This window comes from Microbacterium phyllosphaerae, assembly GCF_017876435.1.
GTDB lineage: Bacteria > Actinomycetota > Actinomycetes > Actinomycetales > Microbacteriaceae > Microbacterium > Microbacterium phyllosphaerae.
The window spans coordinates 2569215-2582448 of the sequence record NZ_JAGIOA010000001.1 but is presented as its reverse complement, the minus strand read 5'-3'; the positions used below and the strand labels follow the sequence as shown (position 1 = coordinate 2582448).

Annotated in this window: 11 protein-coding genes; 7 read left to right on the top strand and 4 right to left on the bottom strand. The window is 68.5% G+C overall.

Features of this window, described 5'->3' with window-relative positions; all coding sequences use genetic code 11:
• Window positions 1-17 precede the first annotated feature (17 nt).
• Entirely contained in the window at window positions 18-1034 is a 1017-nt protein-coding gene (locus JOF42_RS12080) for a sugar-transfer associated ATP-grasp domain-containing protein (RefSeq protein WP_210098071.1), read from the bottom strand.
• Window positions 1035-1113: 79 nt separating this feature from the next.
• Here JOF42_RS12080 and JOF42_RS12075 point away from each other — a divergent pair, with 79 nt between their 5' ends.
• Together JOF42_RS12075 and JOF42_RS12070 are read left to right on the top strand one after the other, a co-directional pair.
• Window positions 1114-1821 (top strand): alanine racemase C-terminal domain-containing protein, encoded by a 708-nt coding sequence (locus JOF42_RS12075; RefSeq protein ID WP_307803597.1) that lies wholly within the window; start codon window positions 1114-1116, stop codon window positions 1819-1821.
• Window positions 1818-2858 carry an alanine racemase gene (locus JOF42_RS12070; protein WP_210098070.1) on the top strand — a complete coding sequence of 347 codons (1041 nt, stop codon included), beginning with the start codon at window positions 1818-1820 and terminating at the stop codon, window positions 2856-2858. Before JOF42_RS12075 ends, JOF42_RS12070 begins: the two co-directional genes overlap by 4 nt.
• Before the next feature lie 87 nt (window positions 2859-2945).
• On the opposite strand, the gene JOF42_RS12065 is transcribed toward JOF42_RS12070, so the two are convergent.
• A complete protein-coding gene (locus tag JOF42_RS12065; RefSeq protein ID WP_042540282.1) occupies window positions 2946-3158 on the bottom strand; it encodes a DUF7455 domain-containing protein in 213 nt (70 codons plus the stop codon).
• A 182-nt stretch (window positions 3159-3340) separates the two neighbouring features.
• On the opposite strand from JOF42_RS12065, the gene JOF42_RS12060 reads away from it, so the two are divergent.
• Window positions 3341-5443: a DNA gyrase/topoisomerase IV subunit B gene (locus tag JOF42_RS12060; RefSeq protein ID WP_372443554.1), complete on the top strand. Its 2103-nt coding sequence runs from the start codon at window positions 3341-3343 to the stop codon at window positions 5441-5443.
• 3 nt (window positions 5444-5446) lie between these two features.
• On the opposite strand, the gene JOF42_RS12055 is transcribed toward JOF42_RS12060, so the two are convergent.
• Entirely contained in the window at window positions 5447-6664 is a 1218-nt protein-coding gene (locus tag JOF42_RS12055) for a glycosyltransferase (RefSeq protein WP_210098069.1), read from the bottom strand.
• Window positions 6665-6696: 32 nt separating this feature from the next.
• On the opposite strand from JOF42_RS12055, the gene JOF42_RS12050 reads away from it, so the two are divergent.
• The 4 genes from JOF42_RS12050 to JOF42_RS12035 are packed head-to-tail and all read left to right on the top strand — an operon-like array spanning window position 6697 to window position 10701.
• The gene (locus tag JOF42_RS12050) at window positions 6697-7686 is read left to right on the top strand and encodes an NAD-dependent epimerase/dehydratase family protein (RefSeq protein WP_210098068.1); all 990 of its coding nucleotides are present in this window, start codon (window positions 6697-6699) and stop codon (window positions 7684-7686) included.
• Window positions 7683-8480, top strand: coding sequence for an MBL fold metallo-hydrolase (locus tag JOF42_RS12045; protein WP_210098067.1), 798 nt, complete (start codon window positions 7683-7685; stop codon window positions 8478-8480). The genes JOF42_RS12050 and JOF42_RS12045 overlap by 4 nt, the downstream gene beginning before the upstream one ends.
• Window positions 8480-9772, top strand: a complete 1293-nt coding sequence (locus tag JOF42_RS12040; RefSeq protein WP_210098066.1) for a F390 synthetase-related protein — start codon at window positions 8480-8482, stop codon at window positions 9770-9772. The genes JOF42_RS12045 and JOF42_RS12040 overlap by 1 nt, the downstream gene beginning before the upstream one ends.
• A complete protein-coding gene (locus JOF42_RS12035; RefSeq protein ID WP_210098065.1) occupies window positions 9766-10701 on the top strand; it encodes a 3-oxoacyl-ACP synthase III family protein in 936 nt (311 codons plus the stop codon). Before JOF42_RS12040 ends, JOF42_RS12035 begins: the two co-directional genes overlap by 7 nt.
• A gap of 48 nt (window positions 10702-10749) precedes the next feature.
• On the opposite strand, the gene JOF42_RS12030 is transcribed toward JOF42_RS12035, so the two are convergent.
• Complete coding sequence (locus tag JOF42_RS12030) at window positions 10750-13194, bottom strand: DNA gyrase/topoisomerase IV subunit A (protein WP_210098064.1); 2445 nt, start codon at window positions 13192-13194, stop codon at window positions 10750-10752.
• Window positions 13195-13234 lie beyond the last annotated feature (40 nt).

The following is a 13234-nucleotide window of genomic DNA, read 5'->3' as shown; positions in this document are numbered from 1 at the left end:
GCGTCTGCGCTTCGGGGTCAGAACCCGATCGCGGCCTGGTAGCGGGGCTTGTGACCGGTGCGGATGCCGGTGACGCTGGGCTTGTTCTCGTACACGCCGGCACCCCAGTTGCCCTCGACGAGCACGGGGCCGTCGGGCGTCACGACGATGTCCCAGCCGACGTACTGGATCTGCGGCACGACGCGGGCGACCTGGTCGACGAATTGGCGGACCTCGTCCATCATCGGCAGCTGGAAGTCGGCGATCGGGAAGCCGGAGTCGGGGTGCGTGACGTGCACGTGGCCGTGGGAGTCGTAGCCCGAGCCCACAGAGTGACCGTTCTCGTCGAGCATCGTGTAGAAACCGCCGAAGCTCATCTGGTCGCTCACCGCGCCGCGGCCGAACTTCTGGGCCATGGCGAGGATATGCGTCTTCTCCCCGTCGAAGAAGGCGGTGATGCGGGTGGTGTTCACGGTGCCGGGGCAGACGGCGGCGAGGTCGGCGTGCTGGCGGATGACCTCTTCGACCAGCACCTGCTTCTTCGCCAGCAGTTCGGCGTGGAACGCATCCCAGTCGGTGACATCGGCCGCGTGGTAGCGGTGGACTCCGGTGCCGGCCTGGCCGTGGGTCTCCTTGACGACGATCGTGCCCTGGCGCTCGGTGAACGCGCGCAGCTCGTCGGCGTTGCCCTCGGTGATCAGCATCCACTCGCGCTTGAGGAAGGCGTCGAAGCGTGCGTCGAACTCGGCCTTGTCATGGAAGAGGTGCCGGTAGTCGGGGTGGTCGTACTTCTGCGAGATCTCGTTGGACACGGGGTGCGTCATGAAGGTGTCGCGCTCGGCTTTGGTCAGGATCGCGAAGTCGTAGTCGATGTAGTCCTGGAATCCGACGTTGTGGCGTCCAGCCGACCAGAGCATGTCGACCACGACGAGAGGTACGGCCTTGCCGTGCTGGGCGGATGACTCCTTGGCCCTCTCGATCACCGAGGCGACGTCGATGCGGCGGGCGCGCGCCAGCAGGTAGCGGACGCGGGGCACGAGGGAAAAGCGTGACATGGATCTCCAAATTCGGGGTCATGACCAGTCTACGGGGGGCGCACAGGGCATCCTGGGAAGCCGGAGCTAGGCTGGACGGGTGTGTGAGAAGACATCCAGCTCCCGTCCACGCGCGGTGATCTCCCGGTCGGCTCTGGCAGCGGCATCGACCGCCGCCGTCGACGCAGGGGGCCGTGTCGCCGATCTGCGCAGGGATGCTTGGGGGCATGGGGTGCTCGCGATCGCCCACGCCGTGACCGCCGCCGGCGCAGCCGCGGTGTTGGTGGACCATTCCGAAGAGGTCGAGGCGCTGCGCCTCGAGGGCATCGAGGCGCTCACCGAGGGCGTGGCCGACATCGACGCATCCCTTCTCTACGGACTCCCGGATGCAGACGGCACGCTTCGCACGACTCCGGTGATGCGGCTCGCCGGGAGGGTCCTCTCGACGAAGCCGCTCAAGGCCGGGGATGCCGTCTCTTACGGCTACACGCACAGGGCGACGCAGGACACCACCGCGGCGCTGATCACAGGGGGGTACGCGCAGGGCATCGTCCGTGCGCTCGGCAACGCGGCGACCGTCGAGATCGCCGGTGCGTCGCGGCCGATCGTCGGGCGTGTCGCGATGGACGTGTGCGTGATCGACCTCCAGGGCTCGGACGACGTCGAGCTGGGGGAGGATGCCACGTACTTCGGCGGCAGAGGGTCTGCAGGCCCTGGTCTCGCGCGCTGGAGCGCCGTGACCGGGCTCACGATCGCCGAGCTCATCGCGGTGGCCGGTTCGCACGCCGACCGGGGGTGGGAGGCGTGACTCGCCCGGAGCTGCGCATCCGCACCGACAGATTCGTGTCGAACATCGCCGCCGTCCGCGAGCGCATCGCCCCGTCGACGTTGATGGTCGTGCTGAAGGACGATGCCTACGGCCACGGGCTGCGGTGGGCCGTCGACGCGGCCACGGAGGCAGGCGTCGAGTGGTACGGCTCGTATGACGTGGGCAGCGGAGTCGAGGCGCGACGCGTGCTGGGCGACACCGGGAGGATCCTAGCCTGGGTGACATCGACCGACGCGGAGATCGACGACGCGCTGCACGACCGGATCGATCTGGGAGTGGGATCGGCTGAGTACCTCACCCGGATCGTCACCCGGGCACGGGCCCAGGGCGTGCGCGCCCGCGTCCATCTCAAGATCGACACCGGACTGCACCGCAACGGACTCCTCCCCGAGGAGTGGGAGCAGACGATCGCGGACGTCCGCGCGGCGGAGGCTGCGGGTCATCTCGAACTCGCGGGCATCTGGAGCCACCTCGCCGAGGCGAGCGACGCCGAGGATGACGACGCTCAGGCGGTGTTCCTCGAGGCCGTCCGTGTGGCCGAGTCGTCGGGGCCGACCCCGGAGGCGCTGCACCTGACGGCATCCGCAGCATCGTGGTGGCGACCGGAGCTGCGCGGATCCGTGTCGCGGATCGGCGCGTTCTGCTACGGCGTCCGTTCGGCTGACGGTCCGGAGCTCGACGGTGTGCTCCCCGTCGCGGAGCTCATCGCGACGGTCGTCACCGTCCGCGATGATGAGGCCGTGATCGCGATCGGCTCGTTCGACGGCATCCCCTCGACTCTCGCAGGCTCCCACGTCGGAACGACCGCGGGCGCGCGTGAGCTCCGTCGCATCGACGCGACGACGGCGGTCGTCGCAGGGTGGCCGGGCATGCGAGCCGGCGATCCGGTGTGGCTCTTCGGTGCCGGCGAGCACGGAGAGTCGAGCGCGACGACGCTCGCCGAGCGCATCGACACGGTCGGGGAGGAGATCCTCACCCGGTTGACGTCGCGTGTTCGACGCGTCGTCGTCGCCTGACGAGCGCGGCCGCGCGACGAAAGCCGCTGCTTAACAGAAGCGGAGCCCGTCTCATGACGGGCTCCGAGGCGGATCAGACCGAGTGGTTCAGTCGATCAGACGAGCGGTCTCATCGTGCCAGCTCGTTGCGATGCTGCGAAGCTTCTCTTCGTACTTGCGTCCGTGGTGGGCGCAGAAGAGCAGTTCGGAGCCGTTGACCTCGGCCGCGATGTAGGCCTGAGCGCCACACGAATCACAGCGATCCATGGCGGTCAGGCGGAACTCGACGGCGGAGGTCTCACGTTCGGTCGTTGCGTTCATCACGGTGCCTCCTTGAGTGTCGGGTTCGCTGGTTGGGCGTGTTCAATGTAACCACGCTGTGGCTGTACTAATGCCCGGTTTGCGGCGTGTTTCGCTCAGCGCGTACGCGCCGGTGCCCCAGTGGCCCTCCGCGGGGAGTGTCTGCGGGCCCGGACGGGGCATCGCGAATAGACTCGGAGATTGTGACCGCCGAGTATTCCGCCCATCATCTCCAGGTGCTCGAAGGGCTCGAGGCCGTCCGCAAGCGTCCCGGTATGTACATCGGTTCGAACGGATCCCCGGGCCTGATGCACTGCCTCTGGGAGATCATCGACAACGCCGTCGACGAGGCCGTCGCGGGCAACGGCTCGAAGATCGACATCATCCTGCACGAGGACGGAAGCGTCGAGGTCCATGACCGCGGCCGCGGCATCCCCGTCGACGTCGAGCCCCGTACCGGTCTCACCGGCGTCGAAGTGGTGTTCACGAAGCTGCACGCCGGCGGCAAGTTCGGTGGCGGCTCGTACGCGGCATCCGGTGGTCTGCACGGTGTCGGCGCGTCGGTCGTCAACGCACTCTCCGAGCGCCTCGACGTCGAGGTCGACCGCGGCGGCAAGACGTACGCGATGTCGTTCCATCGCGGCGAGCCGGGTCTCTTCGCGGACTCGGGCGAGAAGAGACCGGACGCGAAGTTCACGCCGTTCCGCGACAAGAGCGAGCTCCGGGTCGTCGGCAAGGCGCCCCGCGGTACCAGTGGAACCCGCATCCGCTACTGGGCGGATCACCAGATCTTCACGAAGGACGCTGCTTTCCAGCTCAACGAGCTCGAGACCCGCGCGCGCCAGACCGCTTTCCTCGTCCCGGGCCTCGAGCTGGTCATCCGCGACGAGCGTGCGGCGAACGGCTCGGAGGTCGAAGGCCAGCCCACGGAGAAGTCGTACCACTATGAGGGCGGCATCTCGGAGTTCGTCGAGTACCTCGCGAACGATGCACCCGTCACCGACACGTGGCGCATCCAGGGCGAGGGGACCTTCAAGGAGACCGTGCCGGTGCTCCAGGCAGACGGTCACATGGTCGCCACCGAGGTCGAGCGCGTCTGCGCCGTCGACATCGCGATGCGCTGGGGCACGGGCTACGACACGATCACCCGGTCGTTCGTCAACATCATCGCCACGCCGAAGGGCGGCACGCATCAGCAGGGTTTCGAGCAGGAGCTGCTCAAGGTGCTGCGATCGCAGGTCGAGCAGAACGCCCGCCGACTCAAGGTGGGCAGCAACGACAAGCTCGAGAAGGACGACGTTCTCGCCGGGCTCAGCGCGGTGCTCACGGTGAACGTGCCTGAGCCGCAGTTCGAGGGACAGACGAAGGAGGTGCTCGGCACGCCCGCCGTGCGCCAGATCGTCGCCCAGGTGATCCGCAAGGATCTCGCCGCCCGATTCAGCTCGACCAAGCGTGACGACAAGAGCCAGGCGACGCAGCTGCTCGACAAGATCGTCGCCGAGATGAAGGCCCGCGTGTCGGCCCGTGCGCACAAGGAGACCCAGCGCCGGAAGAACGCGCTGGAGTCCTCGACCCTGCCGACCAAGCTCGTCGACTGCCGCACGAACGAGGTCGAGCGCAGCGAGCTCTTCATCGTCGAGGGCGACTCTGCCCTCGGCACGGCCAAGAACGCGCGCAACAGCGAGTTCCAGGCCCTGCTGCCGATCCGCGGCAAGATCCTCAACGTGCAGAAGGCCTCGGTCGGTGACATGCTCTCGAACACCGAGTGCGCGTCGATCATCCAGGTGATCGGCGCGGGCTCCGGGCGGAGCTTCGACATCGACGCCGCGCGCTACGGCAAGGTCATCCTGATGAGCGACGCCGACGTCGACGGTGCCCACATCCGCACGCTGCTCCTCACGCTCTTCTACCGGTACATGCGTCCGCTCATCGAGCACGGGCGTGTGTTCGCCGCGGTGCCGCCGCTGCACCGCGTGATCGTGATGAACCCGGGCTCGAAGCCGAACGAGACGATCTACACGTACAGCGAGCAGGAGATGCACGCGCTGCTGACCAAGCTGCGCAAGGCCGGCAAGCGCTGGCACGAGCCGATCCAGCGATACAAGGGACTCGGTGAGATGGATGCCGAGCAGCTGGCGTCCACGACGATGGACCGCGGCGGGCGGCTTCTGCGTCGAGTGCGCATGGAGGATGCCGAGGCGGCAGGTCGTGTCTTCGAGCTGCTGATGGGCAACGAGGTCGCTCCTCGCCGCGAGTTCATCATCGACTCGTCCGATCGCCTGTCCCGGGAATCGATCGACGCCTGATCGTCAGCGAGCGCTCGAGAGCGCGGCGCGGTAGACGTCGAGCAGTGCGTCGCGGTGGGTGTCCTGCGCGACCTGCGACCGGTGCGAGATCGCGGCGGCACTCATCGAGGTGATCAGTGTCGGATCGTCTCGCAGCGTTCGGAGAGTCGCGGCCAATCCCGCGGCATCCGGAGTCTCGGTCACGACGCCTCCGCCTTCGGGCAGCATCTCGGCGAGGTCCGGATCGGTGACGATCACCGGCAGCCCCGACGCGATCGCCTCGAGGATGACCATCGGCTGGTTGTCGAAGTCGAGCGACGTCGACACCAGCACGTGCGCCTGACGCATCCCGTCGAGCACCTGGGATTGGGGGACCCCGCCGCGGACCGTGAGGCGCCCCGATGCCAGATCCGAAGCGGCGGCGGCGACAGCGCGACGGGCGACACCGTCACCGAACATCTCGGCACGGACTCCGGGCGACTGCCGTAGGGCGTCGACGAAGACCTGGGGTCGCTTCTCCGGCGACAGCCGGCCACACCAGACGACTCGGAGCTCGTCGCCCGGGGCGACGACACGCGGCGTCGGCGAGCCCACGCGAGCGAGCACGCTCGACTCGAGCCCGTTCGACAGCACGGTGAGCGGAGTCTGCACGCCCTGGGCGACGAGCTTCGCCGCGAAGTGCGCCGAGGGCACGATGACGTGGTCGGCGTGATTCGCCTGACTGACCATGAGCCGCCACATCCGCTGTGCCATCCGCGTGCTCGCGTACGCGGCTGTCGAGTCGATTTGGGCGCGATCGTGGCTCAGACGTCGTCGGTGCATGGCGGCCAATATCATCGTCGTGACGGAAGGGATCGGCAGCACCGAGCGTGTGTACACATCGATCCGCCCGTGCATGGTCTGCACGATCGGGATGCCGAGCGTCCGCGCCGCCTCGAAGCCGGCCAGCGCTGCGAACATCTCGGTGTGCACATGGACGATCTGGATCCCGCGCGCGCTCAGCCCGTCGCGCAACGCCGCCGCGGCGGCCGAGGGCGTCCACGTGAACGGGTAGCCGTCCGGCGCGAAGCCACGTGCCGTCGGCAGGCGCACGACGTGCGGATCCGCACTGCGCTCCGCGAGAGGCGCGAACACGAACACCTCATGACCGGCATGCTCCAGTGCTTCCCTGTGTGCCTTGATCACGGTCTGCACGCCGCCCAGAGTCGGCAGGTAGTAGTCGGTGACCATGGCGATGCGCACTCGACCACAATAGGGCGGCTAGGGTGATGTGCATGTCCGGAGCCCGTGTGCTGGTGACGGGGGCGAGCGGGTTCCTCGGCGGCCACGTGGTGCCCGAGCTGCAGCGCCACGGGTACGAGGTCTTCGCCGCCGGACGCAACACCGAGGCCCTCGCCCTGGTCGCCGATCCGGACCATCGTGTTCCCGGTGACCTCGCGTCACTGCGCGCCCGTGACCTCCCGGTGGATGCCGTCATCCACTGCGCGGCGCTGTCGACGCCCTGGGGGCACTGGAAGGACTTCCATCGGGCAAACGTCGAGGGCACCGGTCATGTGGTCGAGTTCGCCCGTCGGAACGGAGCGCGCCGTGTCGTGCACGTGTCGTCGCCGAGCGTGTACGCCGCGGCTCGCGACCGCCTCGGCATACGTGAGCACGACGTCGACCGCAGCAACCGCCTCAACGGCTACATCCGCTCGAAGATCGCCGCCGAGGACCTGCTGCTCGAGGCGCTCGACGCGCGAACGGTCCCCGAGGTCGTGATCCTGCGTCCTCGCGGACTGATCGGCGTGGGTGACCCGAGCCTGGTGCCGAGGCTGCTCGATGTGCACAGCCGCATCGGCGTGCCGCTGTTCGACGGCGGCCACAACCTGATCGACGTGACGGCGGTCGAGAACGTCGCCTCGGCCCTGCGGCTGGCTCTCGATCGCGGCGATCCCGCCGGAGGGGTGTACAACATCACGAACGATGATCCTCGTGCGTTCCGCGAACTGCTCACGACGCTGCTCGAGCTGATGGGGGAGACTCCGCGATTCCGGCCCATGAGTCGGCGGGTCGCGTGGACACTGGCATCCCTTCTTGAGGGCGTGTGCGGGGTCGTACCGGGTCGACCCGAGCCTCCGCTCACGCGGTACACGCTCAGCACCATCGCCTACTCGCAGACGCTCGACATCTCACGTGCGCGGAACGAACTCGGCTATCGGCCCGTCGTCTCGGTGGATTCCGCCCTCGCCGGGGTGGCCGCACACCTGAGGCGGGCCGCGTGACGGGCCGCCTCCGTCACTACGTGTGCGGGAGCACCTCGCACGACGTCGGTGCGATGTTCCACGGACGTGCGAGGAAAGTGCGTGAGTTCCCCTCCGGGGTGTTCCTCTACGACGGCGCGGACGGGCGTCGCGTGCTGTTCGACACCGGATACGCGACAGGGGAGTGGCGCACGGGCTGGCGTGGTGCCGTCTATCGTCGTCTGCTGCCGCCGACGGTGGATGACGCGGACGACGTGGCCGCGCAGCTCAGCCGCGACGGCATCGATCCGGCATCCGTCACGCATGTCGTGCTCTCGCACCTGCATCCGGATCATGTCGGGGGAGTCCGCCGTTTTCCGCAGGCCACGTTCGTGCTCAGCGCGGGGCACGCGCGGACGCTTGCGGCACCGCGTCTGCGCGCGGGAGTGCTCCCGGGCCTGTTTCCCGAGTGGTTCTCCCGGGCTGACCGCATCGTCGTCGACGACGCGGCGTTCTCGACGGTCACGATCCACGGTGTCTCGATGCGGGCCCACGACCTGTTCGGTGACGGCTCGTACCTCGTCGTCGACCTTCCGGGTCACGCCGACGGGCACCTCGGCGCGGTGGTCGAGCATCGTGTGCTGCTCGCGGGGGACGCGGCGTGGGGGAACGATCTGATCGGCGCCTGCTCGGACCTGAAGCCCGTGCCCCGGCTCGTCCAGCATGATGCGGACCGCTACGTTGCGACAGCACGCGTTCTCGGCGACCTCGCGGCCGCCGGCATCCGCGTGGTCTGCAGCCACGACCCGCTCGGCGCGAGGGAGCTGCTGGGCTGATGTCGAAGTTCGCGATCCTGCGTGAGTTCGCCGCGGTGCGATGGCTCCGGCCGCTGCGCACGAGGACAGCGGTCGAGCGACGCCAGCGACGCCTGCTGCGATCGCACGTGGCTTTCCTTCGCCGTCGATCGCCGTACTTCGGCGAGATGCTCGCGACGCGGTCGTTCGGCGACCTCCCGCTCATGGACAAGAGCGTCATGATGAGCCGCTTCGACGAGATCAACACTGTGGGGGTGGGCAGGGACGAGGCGCTCGCGCTCGCGATCCGGAACGAGCGCTCGCGTGACTTCGAGGCGGATCTGGGCTCGCATTCGGTCGGACTCTCGAGCGGGACCAGCGGCCACCGGGGCCTCTTCGTGGTGAGCAGCGCCGAGCGCGACGCCTGGGTGGGGACTGTGCTCGCCCGCACTCTTCCGCGGGGCAGGATCCTCGGGCACCGGATCGCGCTGTTCCTCCGCGCGGACAACAGCCTCTATGAGTCGGTCGGGTCGAGGGCGGTGTCGTTCCGCTACTTCGACGTGTACTCCGACATGGACGACAACATCGCCCGGCTGCAGGAGTATCGACCCACCATCCTCGTCGCTCCGCCGTCGGTCCTGAGGCTGATCGCACGTGCGGCCGATGCCGGTGCGTTCGACGTCGTCCCGCAGCGGGTCTACTCGGTGGCCGAGGTGCTCGAGATCGCCGACGAGCAGCGCATCAGGGTCTCGCTCGGGCAGCCGCTCCTGCACCAGCTCTACCAGTGCACCGAGGGGTTCCTCGCGCACACGTGCGAGCACGGGGTGATCCATCTGAACGAAGACAACATCCTCGTCGAACGCGAAGCCCTGGACGACGAGCGGTTCACGCCGATCGTCACCGATCTGCGCCGACGCGCGCAGCCGATCGTGCGGTACCGGCTCGGCGACGTCCTGAGAGAGCGCGTCAGCCCGTGCCCCTGTGGCAGTGCGCTCACGGCGATCGAGCGGATCGAGGGTCGAGAGGGTGACACCCTGGTCTTCCGGGGACTCGACGGCCGAGCCGTTCCGGTGTTCGCCGACGTGATCACCCGGGCGCTGCTCTATGCCGACGGATTCGACGAGTACCGCATCACGCAGATCGGCGAGTCGCGACTGCAGATCGCCCTGGACACGGTCGATGATCGGTCTCGGCGCCGCGTCGAAGACGAGGTGGGGGCGCTGGCCGATCGACTCGGATGCGAACGGCCGGATCTCACGTTCGTCGACTTCGTGAGGGACGGCTCGGTGAAGCTGCGCCGGGTGGTGCAGGAATGGGGGGACCGGAGATGGTGAGGAACTGCGAGATCGTGGGGTGGGGGACATCCCTGCCCGAACGCACGGTGCGATTCGAGGACGAGACGCGGTATCGGATCGAGGACGACGTGTCGCACCTCGACATGCTGACTGAGGCGTGCGAGCGGGCACTCGCGCACGCGGGCGTCGACGCGGATCAGATCGACCTCGTCCTCGGCGCCTCGGCAGCCGGTATCCAGCCGATCCCGTGCACGGCGGCGCTCGTGCTTGAGCGACTGACGCTCACCGGTCATGCGGCAGCCTTCGACGTGAACTCCACCTGCACGAGCTTCATCACCGCACTGGATGTCGCATCGCGGTACCTGGATGCCGGTGACCACGAGACGATCCTCGTGTTCGCGGGCGACGTGGGAACGCGATTCCTGAACCCGGAGCAGCGCGAGAGCTTCGAGCTGTTCAGCGACGCCGGCGCGGCGGTCGTGCTGCGCCGCTCCGCCGACTCGGATCGCGGCGTGATCGCGAGCGCCCAGCGCACCTGGCCGGCGTACGCGCACGACACGGAGATCAGGGGAGGACTGTCCAGGTCTCCCGCACAGACCTACGGCACGGGCGATCCGGCCGACTATCTCTTCGACATGAACGGACGACGGGCGCTGTTGGGGATGATGCGCGTGCTCCCCGAGTTCTTCGAGTCGTTCCATCGCGCATCGGGTGTCTCGTACGACGATGTCGCGCTCTGGGTGCCTCATCAGGCGTCGGCCGCGCTCGGGCCCATGCTCGATCGCCTCGGGATCCCCGTCGAGCGCCGGATCGACGAGGTGCGCGAGTTCGGCAACATGGTGTCGTCATCCGTGCCGTTCATGCTCGCCCGCGCGCTCGAGAGCGGTCGGGTCGGAGCCGGAGACACCGTGATCCTCTGCGGCACCGCCGCCGGGCTCACCGCGAACGTGCTCGCGCTGCGGCTCTGAGCAGCGGGCCCGCGCAGGATCCCGGGCGGGCCAGGCCCAGGCCCTGGCTCAGACCAGGGTGCGGCCGATGCTGCCGATCACACCGTCGATGGGCTGCCCCGAGGCGTCCCGTCGTGCACCCGCGTCGGGAAGCTTGCGCACGGCGCCGGTCGGGTCGACGGCCTGCGCCGGGGTCGGTCCGACCCACGCGACCGTCAGACGATCTTCGCCCTTCAGGAAGGCATGGGCGCGCACGCCGCCGGTCGCCCGACCCTTAGAGGGGTACTCGGTGAACGACGACACCTTCGCGCGACCGGGCTCGGTGCCGGGCAGGCTGCTGTCGCCACCCGACACCGTGGCGACCACGGCGTCTGTGTCGGGTGCCACCGCGCCGAAGAACAGCACGGACGCCCCCGCTCCCAGCTTGACGCCGGCCATTCCGCCCGCGGGCGCACCCTGGGGGCGGACGGCGGATGCGGAGAAGCGGAGCAGCTGCGCGTCGGTCGTCACGAAGACGAGGTCAGCATCGTCGTTCGCTTCGACGGCGCCGACGACGGTGTCGCCGGGCTTCATGCCGATGACCTCGAGATCGGGACGCACGGGCAGGGTCGAGGGGACGATCCGCTTGACCGTGCCCTGAGCCGTGCCGAGTGCGATCGGCGTGTCACTGTCGAAGCGCACGAATCCGAGGATCCGTTCTCCTCGGGTGGTGATCCCGAGATAGTCGCGCAGCGGTGCGCCGGCGGCGAGCTGGACGGACGACGACGGCACCGACGGAAGGTCGACGGGAGTGAATCGCAGCACGCGGCCCTCCGTGGTCAGCGCGCCGAGCTCAGCGCGGACCGTCGTCTCGAGCGTCGTCAGGATCGCGTCGTGCTTGCTGCGACGGGGCGGCAGCGAAAGCTCCTGACCCTCACCGAGGTCGACGCGCACGGCGCGACCCGTCGTCGAGAGCACGAGCACCGTCGGCGCGTCCGCGATCTGGAGGTCGACTGCGGCCCCCTTGGTTGCTCGGGGCTTCGGGGGAGCGGCGTTCATCAGGAGCGTGCGGCGAGGAGTGCCGTACGCGTCGGCCGCGGCATCCAGCTCCTTCGCGACCACGGCGCGCAGCAGCACATCGCTGGCCAGGAGCTCGCGCAGCGCGGCGATCTCGGCGAGGAGCGCATCACGCTCGGTCTCGAGCTCGATGCGGGAGAACTTCGTCAGTCGGCGCAGACGCAGTTCGAGGATGTACTCGGCCTGCAGCTCGCTGAGGTCGAACACCGACCGCAGGCGAGCGCGCGCCTGCTCGGAGTCGTCGGACGAGCGGATGACCTGGATGACCTCGTCGATGTCGAGGATCGCGATGAGCAGGCCCTCGACCAGGTGCAGGCGCTCTTCCCGTCGAGCGAGCCGGTACCTGCTCCGCCGGGTGATGACCTCGAGGCGGTGCGCCACGTAGACGCGGAGCATCTCCTTGAGCCCCAGTGTGCGGGGCTGTCCGTCGACCAGGGCGACGTTGTTGATGCTGAACGAGTCCTCGAGGGGCGTCAGCCGGTACAGCTGCTCGAGCACGGCGTGGGGATCGAATCCCGTCTTGATGCCGATCGCGACGCGGAGACCGTGATTGCGGTCCGTGAGATCCGTGACGTCGCTGATGCCCTGCAGCTTCTTCGCCTGCACCGCATCGCGGATCTTCTCGATCAGACGTTCGGGGCCGACCATGTACGGCAGCTCCGACACGATGATGCCGGTGCGCCGTGGGCCGAGCGGCTCGATCGAGACCTTGCCTCGTACCTTCAGAGCCCCGCGACCGTTGGTGTACGCATCCTTGACGCCGTCGAGCCCCATCAGGATGCCGCCGGAGGGGAAGTCGGGCCCCGGCACGAACTCCATGAGCTCTTCGGTCGTGGCGTCGGGATTCTCGAGCAGATGCGTGGCAGCGGCGACGACCTCGATCAGGTTGTGCGGCGCCATGTTCGTCGCCATGCCGACGGCGATGCCGCTCGCGCCGTTCACCAGGAGGTTCGGGAACGCGGCGGGCAGCACGGAGGGCTGCTGGAACTGGCCGTCGTAGTTCGGGATGAAGTCGACGACGTCCTCGTCGAGGTTCTCCGTGAGCGCCATCGCCGGGGAGGCCAGACGCGCCTCGGTGTAACGGGCCGCCGCGGGCCCGTCGTCGAGCGAGCCGAAGTTGCCGTGTCCGTCGACGAGCGGAACACGCAGCGCCCACTCCTGGGCGAGGCGCACGAGTGCGTCGTAGATCGCGGAGTCACCGTGCGGGTGCAGCTTTCCCATGACCTCGCCGACGACGCGGGCGCTCTTGACGTGGCCGCGGTCGGGACGCAGGCCCATCTCGGCCATCTGGTAGAGGATGCGGCGCTGGACCGGCTTCAGTCCGTCCCTGGCATCCGGCAGCGCACGAGAGTAGATCACCGAGTACGCGTACTCGAGGAAGGAACCCTGCATCTCGGTTTCGAGATCGATGTCCTGGATTCTCTCCGGGGCGAGCTCGGGAGGCGGGGTCTTCGGCATGGCCATCCTGAATGGGTGCGAGGCTGAGGGCGTACGGGAG